Origin of the sequence: Citrobacter sp. CK188 (assembly GCF_030333525.1) — a bacterium.
Classification (GTDB): domain Bacteria; phylum Pseudomonadota; class Gammaproteobacteria; order Enterobacterales; family Enterobacteriaceae; genus Citrobacter_B; species Citrobacter_B koseri.
The window spans coordinates 257208-273561 of the sequence record NZ_JAOWFU010000033.1 but is presented as its reverse complement, the minus strand read 5'-3'; the positions used below and the strand labels follow the sequence as shown (position 1 = coordinate 273561).

Below are 16354 nucleotides of genomic sequence, written 5' to 3'. Positions count from 1 at the left end.
GGAGCGATCATGCGTCGTACTCTATTACTGGCGGGTCTGCTGTTGACGGGCCATGTGCAAGCCGTCGAAAACTGGCAGGCGGTGAAAGATGAAGCCAAAGGCCAGACCGTCTGGTTTAACGCCTGGGGCGGCGACAATGCCGTTAATCAGTATCTCGACTGGGTCAGCGGCGAGATGAAAACGCATTACGCCATTAACCTCAGGATTGTCCGGCTTGCGGATGCCGCCGATGCCGTGAAACGCATTCAGACAGAGTCCGCCGCCGGGCGTAAAACCGATGGTTCCGTCGATCTGCTGTGGGTAAATGGCGAGAACTTCCGCACGCTGAAAGAAGCCGGACTGCTGCAAACTCACTGGGCGGAAACGCTGCCAAACTGGCGCTATGTCGATACGCGCAAACCGGTACGCGAGGATTTTTCCATGCCGACGCAAGGGGCGGAGTCACCCTGGGGCGGCGCGCAGTTAACCTTCATTGCTAACCGGGATATTACGCCGCAGCCGCCGCAAAGCCCGCAGGCGCTACTCGCTTTTGCGAAAGCCCATCCCGGTACTGTCACCTACCCACGGCCGCCGGATTTTACCGGGACGGCGTTTCTGGAACAGCTGTTACTGGCGTTAACCCCTCAACCGGATGCGCTCAAGGTCGCACCGGATGACGCGACGTTCGATTCCGTCACCGCGCCGCTATGGGCATATCTTGATGCGCTGCATCCCAGCCTGTGGCGGAAGGGAAAAGACTTCCCTCCCTCTCCCGCCCGGATGGACGCGCTGCTGCAAGCCGGTTCGCTGCGCCTGTCTCTGACGTTTAATCCCGCTCATGCGCAGCAAAAGATCGCCAGCGGCGAACTGCCCAAAACCAGCTACAGTTTCGGTTTTTCACAAGGCATGATTGGCAACGTGCATTTTGTCACGATCCCGGCAAACGCCCGCTCCAGCGCAGGCGCAAAGGTGGTTGCCAATTTCCTGCTTTCCCCCGACGCGCAGTTGCGCAAAGCCGATCCGGCGTTCTGGGGCGATCCTTCCGTGCTTGACCCGCATAAGCTGCCCGCCGGGCAGCGGGAAGCGTTACGGTCGCGCATTCCTGACGGGTTGCCGCCTACGCTGGCGGAACCGCATTCCGCATGGGTGAACGCGCTGGAACAGGCATGGCTACGCCGCTACGGTACGCAGTAACCCTGCTGGTCTGGGGCGTGATGGCGGTCATCTGGCTGCCGCTGGTTCCTGCCGCATTCACGCTTATCACGCCCGCGCTCTCCGCTACGCACTGGCTGGCGCTGTTTAGCGATCCGCAGCTTCCGCAGGCGCTGCGGGCAACGCTGGTCTCCGTCACCCTGGCGGCAACCGGCGCGCTGACTATTGCGCTGACGATCGTCGTCGCGTTGTGGCCTGGCGCAAAATGGGCGCGTCTTTGCGCCCGCCTCCCCTGGCTACTGGCCATTCCCCATGTGGCCTTTGCCGCCAGCGCCCTGCTGCTTTTTGCCGAAGGCGGGATGCTTTATCGCCTTTTCCCCTCGCTCACGCCGCAGATGGATCGCTATGGCATCGGGCTTGGGCTCACGCTGGCCGTCAAAGAGAGCGCCTTTCTGCTCTGGGTCCTGTCGGCATTATTAAGTGAAAAACAACTTTCGCAGCAGGTCATCGTGCTGGATACCCTGGGCTACAGCCGTCTGCAATGCCTGAGCTGGCTGCTGTTACCCGCCGTTGCGCCTGGATTAGGCGCGGTAATGCTGGCGATTGTCGCCTGGTCATTATCGGCAGTGGATGTCGCGATGATTCTGGGGCCGGGCAATCCACCTACGCTGGCTGTGTTAAGCTGGCAATGGCTGAGCCAGGGCGACGCCGACCAACAGGCCAAAGGCGCGCTCGCCAGTTTACTGCTCGTGGCGTTGCTTATGCTGTTTGCCCTGTTCGGCTATCTCATCTGGCGGGGATGGCAACGCACCCTTCCTGCCATCAACGGTTTTCGCCGCCAGCGCTTATCAGGCAGAAGCGGAAAAACGTTGGCGCTAACGCTGCCGTTAAGCGGCATGCTGTGCGTGTCGCTGCTGGCTTGTATGGCTGAACCCGCGTCGGTGAACCGCGAAGCGCTGGTGAACAGCCTGCAAATGGGGCTGGCGTCCACCGTGCTGGGGTTGATGACGCTGTTCTTATGGCTGGAATGGGGGCCGCAAACCGGGCACCGCTGGGTCTGGCTGCCAATACTGCTGCCTGCGCTGCCGTTGGTCGCCGGGCAATACACTCTGGCGCTGCTCGCCGGGCAAGACGGCCAGTACGCTACCATTATCTGGGGACACCTGCTGTGGGTTATCCCGTGGATGTTATTCGTCCTCAAACCCGCCTGGCAGCGCATTGACCCACGGCTGGTGCTGATCGCGCAAACGCTGGGCTGGACGCGGGCTCGTATCTTCTGGCGCATCAAGTGCCCACTTTTACTGCGCCCCGCATTGTTTGCCTTCGCGGTCGGCTTTTCCGTCAGCATCGCCCAATACATGCCGACACTCTGGCTGGGCGCCGGACGCTATCCTACGCTCACCACAGAAGCCGTGGCGCTCAGCAGCGGCGGCAGTACCACAATTCTTGCGTCGCAGGCGCTATGGCAACTGCTGTTACCCCTGCTGGTTTTCGCGCTGACGGCGCTATGTTCACGCGTCATTGGCCACTATCGTCAAGGACTCCGCTAATGCTCATCGTTCAACATCTCACGCTGCGCCAGGACAATCACCGCTTATTGAATCAGGTCGCCTTTCAGGTCAAAAAAGGTGACATTGTCACGTTAATGGGACCTTCCGGTAGCGGAAAGTCTTCGCTGTTTTCGTGGATGGTCGGCGCACTGCCGTCTCAGTTTCAGGCCTCCGGCGAGCTTTGGCTCAACGAACGACGCATCGATACGCTCCCCACCGCGCAACGTCAAATCGGTATTTTGTTTCAGGATGCCCTGCTGTTTGACCATTTCAGCGTCGGGCAGAACTTACTGCTGGCGCTGCCTGCCGCGATAAAAGGGGCGGCCAGACAAACGGAAGTGCGGCATGCTCTTGAGCGCGCCGGGCTGGACGGGTTCAGCCGCCGCGATCCGGCGTCATTGTCCGGCGGCCAGCGCGCCAGGGTGGCCCTGCTTCGCGCGCTGCTGGCGCAACCGCAGGCATTACTGCTGGATGAGCCGTTCAGCCGACTGGACGCCGGGCGCCGCGACACCTTCCGCCGGTGGGTCTTTGCCGAAGTACGGCAACAAAATATTCCGGTGGTACAGGTGACGCACGATATCCAGGATGTTCCTCCCGGCGGCACGGTGCTCCAGATGGAGGCGTGGGCGTGAATATGCTGACAAACTGCGTTAACGCAAAGTTTTTCCCTGCCAGCCAGCAGAGAATGGCGCCCTCTTATTTTAACGTCGGGCTATTCGATGAAACGTGTTTCTCAAATGACCGCGCTGGCACTGGCTTCAGGACTCGCCTGCGCTTCCTCCTGGGCTGCTGATATGGCGCAGTCGCTTACCTTCAGCCAGCTACAGCAAAAACAGGGCGCCGCGATTGATACGCGCCAGAGCGCTTTTTACAACGGCTGGCCGCAAACCCTTAATGGCCCTTCCGGTCACGAACCTTCCGCACTGAATCTGTCAGCCTCCTGGCTCGATAAAATGAGCGACGAGCAGCTCGCCGCCTGGCTGCAACGGCATCAGCTCAGGAAAGACGCCCCGCTGGCGCTGTATGGCAATGACAGTGGCGTACAGGCGGTGAAATCACGTTTACAGAAGGCAGGCTTCAGCCAGATTGCTACGCTGAGCGATGCACTGACCGATCCTTCCCGACTGCAAAAGCTCCCTCACTTCGAGCAATTAGCATACCCACAGTGGTTGCATGCCCTTCAACAAAACCAGCCGGTTACGGCTAAACCGGCGGGAGACTGGAAGGTGATTGAAGCAGGCTGGGGCGCGCCGAAATATTATCTGCTCAGCCACATTCCCGGCGCCGGATACATCGACACCAATGAGGTGGAAAGCGAACCGCTGTGGAATAAAGTCTCTGACGCGCAGTTGAAAGCGATGCTGGCGAAACACGGTATTCGCCATGACACGACGGTTATTCTGTATGGCCGCGACGTGTACGCTGCGGCGCGCGTTGCGCAGATTATGCTCTATGCGGGCGTGAAGGACGTTCGTCTGCTCGACGGCGGCTGGCAAACCTGGTCCGATGCGGGTCTGCCGGTTGAACGCGGCATGCCGGCTGACGTGAAGCCGGAACCCGACTTTGGCGTGGCGATCCCGGCGCAGCCGCAGTTAATGCTGGATATGGAACAGGCCCGCGCCCTGCTGCACCGTCAGGACGCATCGCTGGTCAGCATCCGTTCCTGGCCGGAATTTATCGGCACCACCAGCGGATACAGCTATATCAAGCCAAAAGGCGAAATTGCCGGCGCGCGCTGGGGACATGCGGGCAGCGACTCCACGCATATGGAGGATTTCCATAACCCGGACGGCACCATGCGTAGCGCAGAGGATATCGCCGCCATGTGGAAGCAGTGGGATATCCTGCCAGATCAGCACGTTGCCTTCTATTGCGGCACCGGCTGGCGCGCCTCCGAAACGTTTATGTACGCGCGGGCGATGGGCTGGAAAAACGTCGCCGTGTATGACGGCGGTTGGTACGAATGGAGCAGCGATCCGAAAAATCCGGTGTCCACCGGCGAGCGCGACCCGGACAGCAGTAAGTAGACATAATGCGCCTGATGGCGCTGCGCTTATCAGGCCTACGGGAAAGCGCCGTGCCATACTGATGCCTGATGGCGCTACGCTTATCAGGCCTACAGGGAGGATCTTTTTCCAGGCCGGATAACCTTCAGCGTCAGGTATCCACTCCAGACCCTTGTCAGGGTGGTCATCCAGCACAACGCGCCAAATACCCACGCCAGAACGGGGAAATAACGCGGAAACAGGCAGCTCAGGACAAAAAGCAATATTGTCTCGGTGCCTTCGGTCAACCCGCCCAGATAGTAAAACGATTTGTGCGCATAGCCCGGATTATCAATCTGATACTTCGCCGCCAGCGTCGCAAACGCCAGAAAACTGCTGCCCGTACCGATAAACGCAAACAGCAGCCAGCCCCCTGCCAGCGCGTTTTGTTCCGGTGCGGCCAGAATAAAGCCAAACGGAACCAGCGCGTAAAACAGAAAATCGAGGGTGATATCAAGAAATCCCCCCGCATCGGTTAACCCTCTGCGCCGCGCCAGCGCGCCATCCAGCCCGTCGAACAGGCGATTCAGCACAATGGCCGCCAGCGCGGCCAGATACCAACCCAGCGCCAGAAACGGCAGCGCCAGCACGCCAATGGCAAATCCGAACAGCGTCAGGCCGTCCGGGGTGATCGCCGGTTTATCGAGATACGCGGCACAGCGGTGCAGGAGCGGTTTAACCCGTGGGTGCAGATGCCGGTCAAACATGTGGCGCCCCTTTCAATGCGTCACACAGCCCTTGCGAAGGAATATCCAGCGCGGCATTAAAACGCGCTGACAGGTTCTGAAAGGCGATCAGCGCCGTCATTTCGGTAATCGCATCGTCAGTAAAATAGCGTTTCATCATCGCCTTGAGCGCCTCATCAACCTGCGGCGGCGTGGCGGTCACGGCCTCGGCATAAGCCAGTGCGACACGCTCCTCCTCGCTGAACAGCGTGGACGATTGCCACCCGGCAACGGCCTGTACTTTATCCAGCGCCCCACACCGTTCAGCCAGACGTAAACTGTTGGCATCCACACAGAAGGCGCAATGGCACACCTGCGAAACGCGCGTCATCAACAACGCGCGCATCACCGGCCTTACCCGCGCGCGCTTACGTTCCAGAAACCCGACAAACAGCGCCACCAGCCAGAACAGAAACGGCATTCGCCCCCACCAGCGCGTGGGGTGCAGAACGTCGCCGTAATGTTTTTTCTGCGTAGCGACGAGAGGTTTCAGACTGGAAGGGATATGGGTCAATGGGCTAACCCAGGGTTGTGGATCGTTCAACGCTTGCTCCTGAAGACTTTAGGTCACGCAAAGATAAGGATAGTATGTCACTTTCCGTTGTTGAACCTTGATGAATATGATGAAAACCATTGATGTCGTCGCCGCAATCATTGAGCGTGACGACAAAATATTGCTGGCTCAACGCCCGGAACACGCCGATCAGCCGGGTATGTGGGAGTTTGCCGGAGGCAAAGTGGAGTCCAGTGAGACGCAACCTCAGGCGTTGATTCGCGAACTGCGTGAAGAGTTGGGTATTGAGGCGGTTGTCGGGCGCTATATCGCCAGCCATCAGCGCGAAGTCTCTGGCCGGCTGATCCATCTGCACGCCTGGCACGTCCCGGCGTTTACCGGCGCCGTCACCGCGCATTATCATCAGAACATGATCTGGTGTTCGCCAAAAGAGGCGCTGCGTTACCCGCTTGCGCCTGCGGACATTCCGCTGTTAGAGGCGTTTATGGCTTTACGCGACGCCAGACCAACGGATTCGTACTGAGCGTTTTTTCGTCGCGCTGGCATTGCAGCAGCACGCCTTCGGCTTTAATCACCGCCCCTTCCGAATAGTTTTGATCCTGGTAGACGCAGCACTGATTGCAGGGCTGCGCACGCTGCCCGCTGGAGCTGAACACTTCGGGCGGGACGTTAACCTCCACATCCGGGCGATAATGCTGATTCGCCAGCGCAGCAAAAGAGACCATCGCCGCTGCTGCCGCGATAAATAAACGATGCATAGCGTTTCCTTGTTATGAAGCCTACCTTCAGTATAACGGTCGTAAGCGACTGAAACTTTAGCCACTCCATCCATCGCTTTTTATTATGACGCGCGCGCCGTTATTAATTTCCCTGGCACGCCATTTTTTTTTCTTGCTTACCGTCACACTGCTGGTGGTATAGTCAAAAACTGCATAAACACGAAACACAACATTATAAATATAACCATATCTATACATAAGAGGTTCTTATATCTATGGATCAGACATGTTCTCTGGAGTCGTTTCTAAACCATGTTCAACAGCGTGACCCCAATCAGACCGAGTTCGCGCAGGCCGTTCGTGAAGTAATGACCACGTTGTGGCCTTTCCTTGAGCAAAATCCTCGTTATCGTCAGATGTCATTGCTGGAACGTTTGGTTGAGCCAGAACGCGTGATCCAGTTCCGCGTGGTGTGGGTGGACGATCGTAACCAGGTGCAGGTTAACCGTGCCTGGCGCGTACAGTTTAATTCCGCCATCGGCCCGTATAAGGGCGGGATGCGTTTTCATCCTTCCGTTAACCTCTCGATCCTGAAATTCCTCGGCTTCGAGCAGACGTTTAAAAATGCGCTGACCACGCTGCCGATGGGCGGCGGTAAAGGCGGTAGCGATTTCGATCCTAAAGGCAAGAGCGAAGGCGAAGTGATGCGTTTCTGTCAGGCTCTGATGACGGAGCTCTATCGCCATTTAGGGCCAGACACTGACGTACCTGCTGGCGATATCGGCGTGGGCGGACGTGAAGTGGGCTTTATGGCCGGTATGATGCGTAAGCTCTCCAACAACAGCGCCTGCGTGTTCACCGGGAAAGGCCTCTCGTTTGGCGGTAGCCTGATTCGCCCGGAAGCCACCGGTTATGGCCTGGTGTACTTTACTGAAGCGATGCTCAAACGCCACGGTCTGGGTTTTGAGGGTATGCGTGTGGCGGTGTCCGGTTCCGGCAATGTGGCGCAGTACGCTATCGAGAAAGCAATGGCGTTCGGCGCTCGTGTGGTGACGGCTTCGGACTCCAGCGGCACCGTCGTGGATGAGAGCGGCTTCACCGAAGAAAAACTGGCGCGCCTGTGCGAAATCAAAGCCAGCCGTGACGGGCGCGTGGCGGATTACGCCCGCGAGTTTGGCCTGCCCTATATGGAAGGCAAACAGCCGTGGTCAGTGCCGGTTGATATCGCCCTGCCGTGCGCAACGCAGAACGAACTCGACGTGGACGCCGCGCGCGTGCTGATCGCCAACGGCGTGAAAGCGGTGGCGGAAGGCGCCAATATGCCAACCACCATTGAAGCCACCGATCTGTTCCTCGAAGCTGGCGTGCTGTTCGCGCCGGGTAAAGCGGCCAACGCAGGCGGCGTGGCGACCTCCGGTCTGGAGATGGCGCAGAACGCCGCGCGAATGAGCTGGAAAGCCGAGAAAGTGGATGCGCGTCTGCACCACATCATGCTGGATATTCATCATGCCTGCGTGGAATACGGCGGCGAAAACAAACATACCAACTATGTTCGCGGGGCGAACATCGCAGGCTTCGTCAAAGTGGCCGACGCGATGCTGGCGCAGGGTGTGATTTAATTTTCCGTGGCATGCAGGCCTGATAAGCGTTGTAGGCCTGATAAGCGCAGCGCCATCAGGCATTACCGGATGACGGCGCAAATGCCTTATCCGGCCTGTGCGTTATACGCTCGCCTCTTCTGACGGCGGGCTTTTTTTCGCCGCTCGCTTACGAGGCGCGCTCTTTTTCTTCTCGCCGCCACCGCCTGGCGCGACAATGCCCCGGAATTGACGTACCGGCGTGCGTTTAGCCTGATCGATCAACTGAAACAGCGTGCCGACCAGCGGCTGCATAAAATCCTGATAGCGGCACTGCTTTTCACTGATTTGCGTCAGGACAGACTCCCAGTGCGCCGTCATATCCGGTCGGGCAGCCATCTCCGGTAACGAGTGAATCAGGGCTTTCCCGGCATCCGTTGAATGAATGTAACGCCCTTTCTTGGTCAGGAATCCGCGCCTGAACAGCAGTTCGATAATGCCCGCACGCGTCGCTTCGGTTCCCAGTCCGTCGGTCGCTCGCAGGATCTTTTTCAGATCTTTATCCTGCACGAAACGGGCAATCCCGGTCATGGCGGACAGCAGCGTAGCATCGGTAAAATGGCGTGGCGGCTGGGTCTGACGCTCAACGACCTCGCCCTTTTCGCACAGCAGCTCGTCGTCTTTCGCCACCACCGGTAACGGCGTACCGTCGTTCTCTTCGTCACGCTCTTTATTGCCCAACAGCGTTCGCCATCCGGCCTCCGCCAGAAAACGCGCTTTGGCGACGAATTTCCCCTTCGCAATCTCCAGTTCAATGACGCATTTGCGAAATACCGCGTCCGGGCAGAATTGCATCAGGTACTGGAGTGCGATCAGGTTGTACACCTTCGCTTCATTGTCGCTGAGGGAAATTGATGAACTGCGCGCAGTCGGGATGATCGCGTGGTGAGCGTCAACTTTTTTATCATCCCAGCAGCGGTTTCGCGTGTCCGGGTCAACCACCGGCTGCGGCAACAAATCCGCAGCATGCACGCCAATGGCGTTCATCACCGCATGGCGTCCGGCAAAATGCTCTTCCGGCAGATAGCGGCAGTCGGAACGCGGATAGGTAATTAATTTGTGGGTTTCGTACAACTTCTGGCAGATATCAAGCACGTTCTGCGCGCTCAGGCCAAAGCGTTTCGCCGCTTCAATCTGCAACGCCGACAGCGAAAACGGCAACGGGGCAGATTCTGATTCCCGTTTATCGTTATAGCTGGTGACGATCGCGGGCTGACCGTTAATACGATTCACCACATGCTCCGCCAGCGGACGATGCAGCAAACGCCCCTCTTCATCCTGATACGGTTCGCACGCTTCACTGGGTTGCCAGATGGCGGTAAACCGCTCCTCAGCTGGCGTGACGATATGTGCTTTCACTTCAAAGAAATCTTTGGCGACGAAGTTCTCGATCTCTTCATCGCGGCGAACCACCAGCCCGAGAACCGGTGTCTGAACACGCCCTACCGAGAGCACGCCCTGGTAGCCCGCGTTGCGCCCGAGAAGGGTATACGCGCGGGTCATGTTAATGCCGTACAGCCAGTCGGCGCGCGCACGCGCCAGCGCGGAGACGCACAGCGGCACAAATTCGCTGTTGGCGCGCAGCCGGGAAATCGCACGCTCCACCGCCTGCGGGTTAAGATCGTTGATCAGGCAACGCTGCACCTGCTGGCGTTTTTCCGGGGACAGTTGCAGATAATCCAGCACCTCGTCCACCAGCAGTTGCCCTTCGCGATCCGGGTCTCCCGCGTGAATCACTTCGCTTGCGTCATGTAAAAAGCGCTTAATGACATTGAGCTGCTTCGTCACGGAAGGTCGAGGCTGGAGCTGCCACTTTTCCGGCACAATCGGCAGATCGGCCAGATTCCAGCGCGCATAACGACCGTCATACGCGTCCGGCTGCGCCTGTTCAAGCAGATGGCCGATGCACCAGGTCACCACCTGTCCATTCCCGCATTCGATAAAGCCGTCGCCTTTGCGGTGCGGCTTTGGCAGCACATCCGCAATGGCGCGGCCCAGACTCGGCTTTTCGGCAATAAACAACCGCATCGAATTAACGGATCTCTACCATGGCGCGACCGCCACGGGCGTCAACCAGTTCACCAATCGCCGTCAGTTCAATACCAAACTCCGCCGCGGTGACTTTCACTTCCTCTACCGCTTCCGGCGTCACCGCCAGCAGCAGGCCGCCAGACGTTTGCGGATCGCACAGCAGATCACGCACCTCGCGCGGCATGTCGCCCATCAGATGACCGTAGCTGGCGAAATTACGCTCCGTCCCCCCCGGCACTGCGCCAAGTTTAATGTACTCTTCGACGCCCGGCAGTTTTGGAATGTCCTGATAGCAGATCCGCGCCTGCACGCCTGCGCCCTGGCACATTTCGCTGAGATGCCCCAGCAGACCAAAACCGGTCACGTCGGTCATCGCTTTCACGCCGTCGATATGGGCAAACGACGCCCCCGCAATGTTCATCCGGCACATCACTTCTGTCGCCAGCCCCTGATGTTCCGGCTTGAGCAGTGATTTTTTCTCGGCAGTGGTCAACACGCCAATGCCCAGCGGCTTGGTGAGGAACAGTTTGCATCCGGCCTGCGCGGTGCTGTTTTTCTTCACGCGCTCGGTCGGCACCACGCCGGTGACAGCCAGACCGAAAATGGGCTCAGGCGCGTCGATAGAGTGCCCGCCCGCCAGCGCAATACCCGCCTGACGACAGGCAAAACGCCCGCCTTCGGTGACTTCCCGGGCAATTTCCGGCGACAGTTTGTTGATAGGCCAGCCCAGAATGGCGATCGCCATAATTGGTTTGCCGCCCATCGCGAAGATATCGCTGATGGCGTTGGTCGCCGCAATACGGCCAAAATCAAACGGATTATCGACAATCGGCATAAAGAAGTCGGTGGTGCTGATGATGCTGGTGCCATTACCCAGGTCGTATACCGCCGCGTCATCGCGGGTTTCATTGCCCACAAGCAGGTTCGGGTCGACAAACTTCGCCTGCTCGCTGTGCAGGATGGTTTCCAACACTTTAGGGGAAATTTTACAACCGCAACCAGCTCCGTGGCTGTATTGCGTTAAACGAATAGCGTGCTCGCTCATGGACATCTCCTGTCATTGCAATCGGGCTATGGTAGCGCTCATTCCATGACGTGGTAAGAGAGAGTGTCTGAATTCCGGCGTCTTTGCTCATAATCCAGACAGTTTTGCCGAATAATCGGCAGGCGCTCACCGAAAAAGCCGCCTGCCGGGGCCATGACGCTTAGAAATACGTCACGAAAGGCGTCGGGTCCGGTACGCTGATGGTCGTCGACGCTTTCAGCTGCGGCGTGCCCAGATAGAGGAAGCCCACAATTTTATCCTGTGCGCGGCAGCCGAACGCCTCGCGAACCACCGGGCTTTCGGTTAACGCGCCGCTGCGCCAGATGCCGTTGAAGCCTTGCGCAATCGCCGCCATCTGCATCGCCATAACCGCACATCCTGCTGACATTTCCTGCTCCCACAGCGGCACTTTGTGGTTCTCCTCGCATTTCGCCACCACCGTGATGATCAGCGGCGCGCGAAATGGCGCGGTGCGCGCTTTCTCTATCGCTTTCTCATCGCTTTCCGCCGCAATGGCGCCCTGCTCCAGAACAGCGCTGAAGCGCTCACGCCCCTCACCTTCAATCACAAAAAAACGCCAGGGTTGCAGGGATTTGTGATCGGGTACGCGCATGCCCGCGCGCAGAATATTTTGTAACTGTTCACCCGCAGGCGCGGGCTCGGCCAGACGAGAGGCGCTACGACGGTTTACAAGTAATTCGAGTGCGTCCATTTGGTTAACTCCAGCAATGATATTTATTCACAAAATTAACACGAGAGGGGATTTAGTTACAGCACAGGCAGTGATTCCTGCTGACAAGTGCCTGCCTGGTCATTACGATACCCACATCTTATACGCTTTCTCTCTGAGTATGACGGAGATAGCGGAATGTTAATCTGGTAGGGAGAATACATGCGAACCCTGTGGCGATTTATTGCCGGATTTTTTAAGTGGACATGGCGACTGCTGAATTTCGTCCGGGAACTGGTGCTCAACCTGTTCTTCATCTTTCTGGTTCTGGTGGGCGTCGGTATCTGGATGCAGCTTAGCGATGGCAACACCAGCCAACAAACTGCACGCGGCGCGCTGCTGTTGGATATTTCCGGCGTGATCGTCGATAAACCGTCCAGCACCAACCGCCTGGGCGTCATTGGCCGACAGCTGTTTGGCGCCAGCTCTGACCGCCTGCAAGAAAACTCACTGTTTGATATCGTCAACACCATTCGTCAGGCGAAAGACGATCGCAATATCACCGGCATCGTGATGGATCTGAAAAACTTCGCGGGCGCCGATCAGCCTTCCATGCAGTACATCGGGAAAGCGCTGCGCGAATTTCGCGATAGCGGCAAGCCGGTCTTTGCCGTAGGCGACAGCTACAGTCAGGGGCAATATTACCTGGCGAGCTTCGCCAATAAAATCTGGCTTTCTCCGCAGGGTACGGTCGATCTGCACGGCTTCGCAACCAACGGCCTGTATTACAAATCCTTGCTGGATAAGCTGAAAGTCTCCACGCACGTCTTCCGCGTCGGCACTTATAAATCCGCAGTGGAACCGTTTATCCGCGATGATATGTCGCCTGCCGCGCGCGAAGCGGACAGCCGCTGGATTGGCGAGCTGTGGCAAAACTACCTGAACACCGTTGCGGCGAACCGTCAGATCCCCGCGCAGCAGGTCTTCCCTGGCGCGCAGGCTATGCTCGACGGGCTGAGCAAAGTGGATGGCGATACCGCGAAATACGCGCTCGACAACAAACTGGTGGATGCGCTGGCGTCTAACGCCGAAGTGGAAAAAGCGCTGACCAAACAGTTTGGCTGGAGCAAAGCAGAAAACAACTATCGGGCCATCAGCTATTACGATTATTCGCTGAAAACGCCTGCCGATACCGGCGACGGTATTGGCGTTGTGTTCGCCAATGGCGCGATTATGGACGGTGAAGAGACGCCGGGCAACGTTGGCGGCGACACGACAGCGTCGCAAATCCGCGATGCGCGCCTGGACCCGAAAGTGAAAGCGATTGTGCTGCGCGTAAACAGCCCCGGCGGCAGCGTCAGCGCCTCTGAAGTCATTCGCGCCGAACTGGCCGCTGCGAAAGCCGCAGGCAAGCCGGTTGTGGTGTCGATGGGCGGAATGGCGGCATCCGGCGGTTACTGGATCTCCACCCCGGCAAGCTACATTGTGGCGAACCCGAGCACCCTGACAGGCTCAATCGGCATTTTTGGCGTTATCAACACCGTTGAGAACAGCCTGGATTCGATCGGCGTGCATACCGATGGCGTCGCCACCTCGCCGCTGGCGGACGTTTCTGTCACCAAATCGCTGCCGCCTGAAGTGCAGCAGATGATGCAGCTCAGCATTGAGAATGGCTACAAACGCTTTATCACGCTAGTTGCCGATGCGCGTAAGAGCACCCCAGCGCAGATTGATAAAATCGCGCAGGGGCATGTCTGGACCGGTCAGGATGCAAAAGCGAATGGTCTGGTAGACAGTCTGGGTGACTTTGACGACGCCATCGCCAAAGCCGCAGAGCTGGCTAAACTGAAGCAATGGCATCTTGAGTATTATCAGGATGAACCGACATTCTTCGACAGAATCATGGACAGCATGTCCGGCTCCGTGCGCGCAATGCTGCCGGAAGCCATTCAGGCGATGCTCCCGGCGCCGCTGGCGACAGCCGCCAGCGCGGTAAAAGCAGAGAGTGATAAACTGGCTGCCTTTAACGATCCGCAAAACCGTTATGCGTTCTGCCTGACCTGCGCGAACGTGCGCTAAATTGCCATTGCCGGATGGCGATGCTATCGCGTCTTATCCGGCCTACGAGTTTCGCGTAATTTGTAGGCCGGATAAGGCGCAACCGCCTCCGGCAATATAAGAGACTTCACTTCGTAAGAACATTGCCATGCAGAAGAAATCGATTTACGTTGCCTATACCGGCGGTACGATTGGTATGCAGCGCTCGGAACAGGGTTACATTCCGGTATCAGGCCATCTCCAGCGCCAGCTGGCGCTGATGCCCGAATTTCACCGCCCGGAAATGCCGGACTTCACCATTCATGAATATGCCCCGCTGATGGACTCATCCGATATGACGCCGGAAGACTGGCAGCATATCGCAGAAGACATCAAAGCGCGTTACAACGACTATGACGGCTTTGTCATCCTCCACGGCACGGACACGATGGCGTTCACCGCCTCGGCGCTCTCCTTCATGCTGGAGAATCTGGGTAAGCCGGTAATTGTGACAGGGTCACAAATCCCGCTGGCGGAGCTGCGCTCCGATGGGCAGATTAATCTGCTGAATGCCCTGTATGTCGCCGCGAATTACCCCATCAATGAGGTCACCCTCTTTTTCAATAATCGGCTGTTTCGCGGCAACCGCACGACAAAAGCGCATGCCGATGGCTTTGACGCGTTCGCCTCCCCCAACCTTCAGCCGCTGCTGGAAGCCGGAATTCATATCCGTCGCTTAAGTACGCCGCCCGCACCGCACGGCGAAGGCGAGCTGATTGTTCACCCAATCACGCCGCAGCCTATTGGCGTCGTCACCATTTATCCGGGAATTTCTGCCGAAGTGGTGCGTAACTTCCTGCGCCAGCCGGTAAAAGCGCTGATCCTGCGTTCTTACGGCGTCGGCAACGCGCCGCAGAACAAAGAGTTCCTCAAAGAACTGGAAGATGCGAGTTCACGCGGTATCGTGGTGGTTAACCTGACGCAATGCATGTCCGGCAAGGTGAATATGGGTGGGTATGCCACCGGCAACGCGCTGGCGCATGCTGGCGTGATCGGCGGCGCGGATATGACCGTTGAAGCAACGCTGACTAAGCTGCACTACTTGTTAAGCCAGAATCTGGATACACAGACCATTCGTACCGCGATGACGCAAAATCTACGCGGTGAACTGACGCCAGACGAATAAGGAACTTTTCATGACGACCCGGGCCTTACTACTGGTTGATTTGCAGAATGATTTTTGTGCCGGCGGCGCACTGGCCGTCCCTGAAGGCGACAGCACCGTGGACGTAGCAAACCGTCTTATCGCCTGGTGTAAAGCGCGCGGCGACGCGGTGATCGCCAGCCAGGACTGGCATCCTGCCGGACACGGCAGTTTCGCCAGCCAGCATCAGGCGCAGCCCTACAGCCAGGGACAACTGGACGGTTTAGCGCAAACCTTCTGGCCCGATCACTGCGTACAAAATAGCGACGGCGCGGCCCTGCATCCCCTGCTCAGGCAGAACGCCATCGACGCGGTTTTCCATAAAGGCGAGAATCCGCAGGTGGACAGCTACAGCGCCTTTTTTGATAACGGACGCCGCCAGAAAACCGCCCTGGACGCCTGGCTTCGGGAGAACGGCGTACAGACGCTGATCGTGATGGGGCTGGCGACCGATTACTGCGTGAAGTTTACCGTGCTGGATGCGCTGCAACTGGGTTATACGGTGAATGTGATTACCGACGGCTGTCGCGGCGTGAATATTCAGCCGCAAGACAGCACGCACGCCTTTATGGAGATGGCGGCCGCCGGCGCCACGCTGTATACGCTGGCTGACTGGGAAGAGACGCAGGGTTAGGTGTTCTTACTGCCTGATGGCGCTTCGCTTATCAGGCCTACTGGTCATCGCTTTGTAGGCCTGATAAGCGAAGCGCCATCAGGCTACCAACAAAAAAGCGCTACATTACAGTTTCAGCGTCGCAATCGATTTTGGCGCAATACCAAAATCCTCTTTCAACTGCTGCTTACTTTTCATCACCATCTGACCGTTGGTATCAATGGTCATATGCTGCGCGTCGGTATTGTGCCGCGCCTGCCAGAGCATCACCAGTTGCATGCTGTTCTCTTTTTGCTCCGGCGTCAGCGCAACGCCATCCGGCCATTTTCCCAGCTCAACGGCGGTAGATAAGCGCTGATAAACTTCCGGCGTCATGCTGTCGATCATCTCATCAAGATTCATGATAAGTCCGCTCCTGTGGAATAATTTGCTG

16 protein-coding genes are annotated in these 16354 nt (G+C 57.8%); 9 read left to right on the top strand and 7 right to left on the bottom strand.

The genetic code is table 11. The annotated features are described in order from the left end of the window. Positions 1–9: 9 nt before the first annotated feature. The 4 genes from OGV67_RS12870 (at position 10) to OGV67_RS12855 (ending at position 4708) form a co-directional block, all read left to right on the top strand. Complete coding sequence (locus tag OGV67_RS12870; protein ID WP_115614847.1) at positions 10–1173, top strand: ABC transporter substrate-binding protein; 1164 nt, start codon at positions 10–12, stop codon at positions 1171–1173. Continuing rightward, positions 1146–2681: an ABC transporter permease family protein gene (locus OGV67_RS12865; RefSeq protein ID WP_286465641.1), complete on the top strand. Its 1536-nt coding sequence runs from the start codon at positions 1146–1148 to the stop codon at positions 2679–2681. The genes OGV67_RS12870 and OGV67_RS12865 overlap by 28 nt, the downstream gene beginning before the upstream one ends. Further along, complete coding sequence (locus OGV67_RS12860; protein ID WP_115614849.1) at positions 2681–3313, top strand: ATP-binding cassette domain-containing protein; 633 nt, start codon at positions 2681–2683, stop codon at positions 3311–3313. Before OGV67_RS12865 ends, OGV67_RS12860 begins: the two co-directional genes overlap by 1 nt. Positions 3314–3400: 87 nt before the next feature. Continuing rightward, entirely contained in the window at positions 3401–4708 is a 1308-nt protein-coding gene (locus tag OGV67_RS12855) for a sulfurtransferase (protein ID WP_114848552.1), read from the top strand. Between the two features lie 89 nt (positions 4709–4797). Here OGV67_RS12855 and OGV67_RS12850 read toward each other — a convergent pair whose 3' ends face one another. Beyond that, the gene (locus OGV67_RS12850) at positions 4798–5433 is read right to left on the bottom strand and encodes a CDP-alcohol phosphatidyltransferase family protein (protein WP_115614850.1); all 636 of its coding nucleotides are present in this window, start codon (positions 5431–5433) and stop codon (positions 4798–4800) included. Further along, a complete protein-coding gene (locus OGV67_RS12845; RefSeq protein WP_115614851.1) occupies positions 5426–5995 on the bottom strand; it encodes a carboxymuconolactone decarboxylase family protein in 570 nt (189 codons plus the stop codon). Before OGV67_RS12845 ends, OGV67_RS12850 begins: the two co-directional genes overlap by 8 nt. Positions 5996–6074: 79 nt before the next feature. Between OGV67_RS12845 and OGV67_RS12840 the strand changes: the two genes are divergently transcribed. Beyond that, entirely contained in the window at positions 6075–6488 is a 414-nt protein-coding gene (locus tag OGV67_RS12840) for a pyrimidine (deoxy)nucleoside triphosphate diphosphatase (protein WP_111925695.1), read from the top strand. Here the strand turns inward: OGV67_RS12840 and OGV67_RS12835 are convergent. Further along, positions 6448–6690 carry a YnjH family protein gene (locus OGV67_RS12835; protein ID WP_172773950.1) on the bottom strand — a complete coding sequence of 81 codons (243 nt, stop codon included), beginning with the start codon at positions 6688–6690 and terminating at the stop codon, positions 6448–6450. The two genes, OGV67_RS12840 and OGV67_RS12835, sit on opposite strands and share 41 nt — an antisense overlap. Positions 6691–6959: 269 nt before the next feature. Here OGV67_RS12835 and gdhA point away from each other — a divergent pair, with 269 nt between their 5' ends. After that, positions 6960–8303, top strand: coding sequence for an NADP-specific glutamate dehydrogenase (gene gdhA, locus OGV67_RS12830; protein WP_012132655.1), 1344 nt, complete (start codon positions 6960–6962; stop codon positions 8301–8303). A 102-nt stretch (positions 8304–8405) separates the two neighbouring features. Here the strand turns inward: gdhA and topB are convergent, their stop codons facing one another. From topB to OGV67_RS12815, 3 genes are all read right to left on the bottom strand, one after another. After that, positions 8406–10349 (bottom strand): DNA topoisomerase III, encoded by a 1944-nt coding sequence (gene topB / locus OGV67_RS12825; RefSeq protein WP_115614852.1) that lies wholly within the window; start codon positions 10347–10349, stop codon positions 8406–8408. A 4-nt stretch (positions 10350–10353) separates the two neighbouring features. After that, positions 10354–11397 (bottom strand): selenide, water dikinase SelD, encoded by a 1044-nt coding sequence (gene selD / locus OGV67_RS12820; RefSeq protein WP_024130393.1) that lies wholly within the window; start codon positions 11395–11397, stop codon positions 10354–10356. A gap of 160 nt (positions 11398–11557) precedes the next feature. Beyond that, positions 11558–12109 (bottom strand): NAD(P)H nitroreductase, encoded by a 552-nt coding sequence (locus OGV67_RS12815; RefSeq protein ID WP_058669024.1) that lies wholly within the window; start codon positions 12107–12109, stop codon positions 11558–11560. Positions 12110–12289: 180 nt separating this feature from the next. Between OGV67_RS12815 and sppA the strand changes: the two genes are divergently transcribed. The 3 genes from sppA (at position 12290) to pncA (ending at position 15942) form a co-directional block, all read left to right on the top strand. Continuing rightward, complete coding sequence (gene sppA, locus OGV67_RS12810; protein ID WP_012132659.1) at positions 12290–14146, top strand: signal peptide peptidase SppA; 1857 nt, start codon at positions 12290–12292, stop codon at positions 14144–14146. Between the two features lie 127 nt (positions 14147–14273). Then, positions 14274–15290, top strand: coding sequence for an asparaginase (gene ansA, locus OGV67_RS12805; RefSeq protein ID WP_058669022.1), 1017 nt, complete (start codon positions 14274–14276; stop codon positions 15288–15290). Between the two features lie 10 nt (positions 15291–15300). Further along, positions 15301–15942, top strand: a complete 642-nt coding sequence (pncA, locus tag OGV67_RS12800) for a bifunctional nicotinamidase/pyrazinamidase (protein ID WP_058669021.1) — start codon at positions 15301–15303, stop codon at positions 15940–15942. Between the two features lie 105 nt (positions 15943–16047). On the opposite strand, the gene OGV67_RS12795 is transcribed toward pncA, so the two are convergent. Continuing rightward, entirely contained in the window at positions 16048–16323 is a 276-nt protein-coding gene (locus tag OGV67_RS12795) for a YeaC family protein (RefSeq protein ID WP_012132664.1), read from the bottom strand. Positions 16324–16354: the final 31 nt, after the last annotated feature.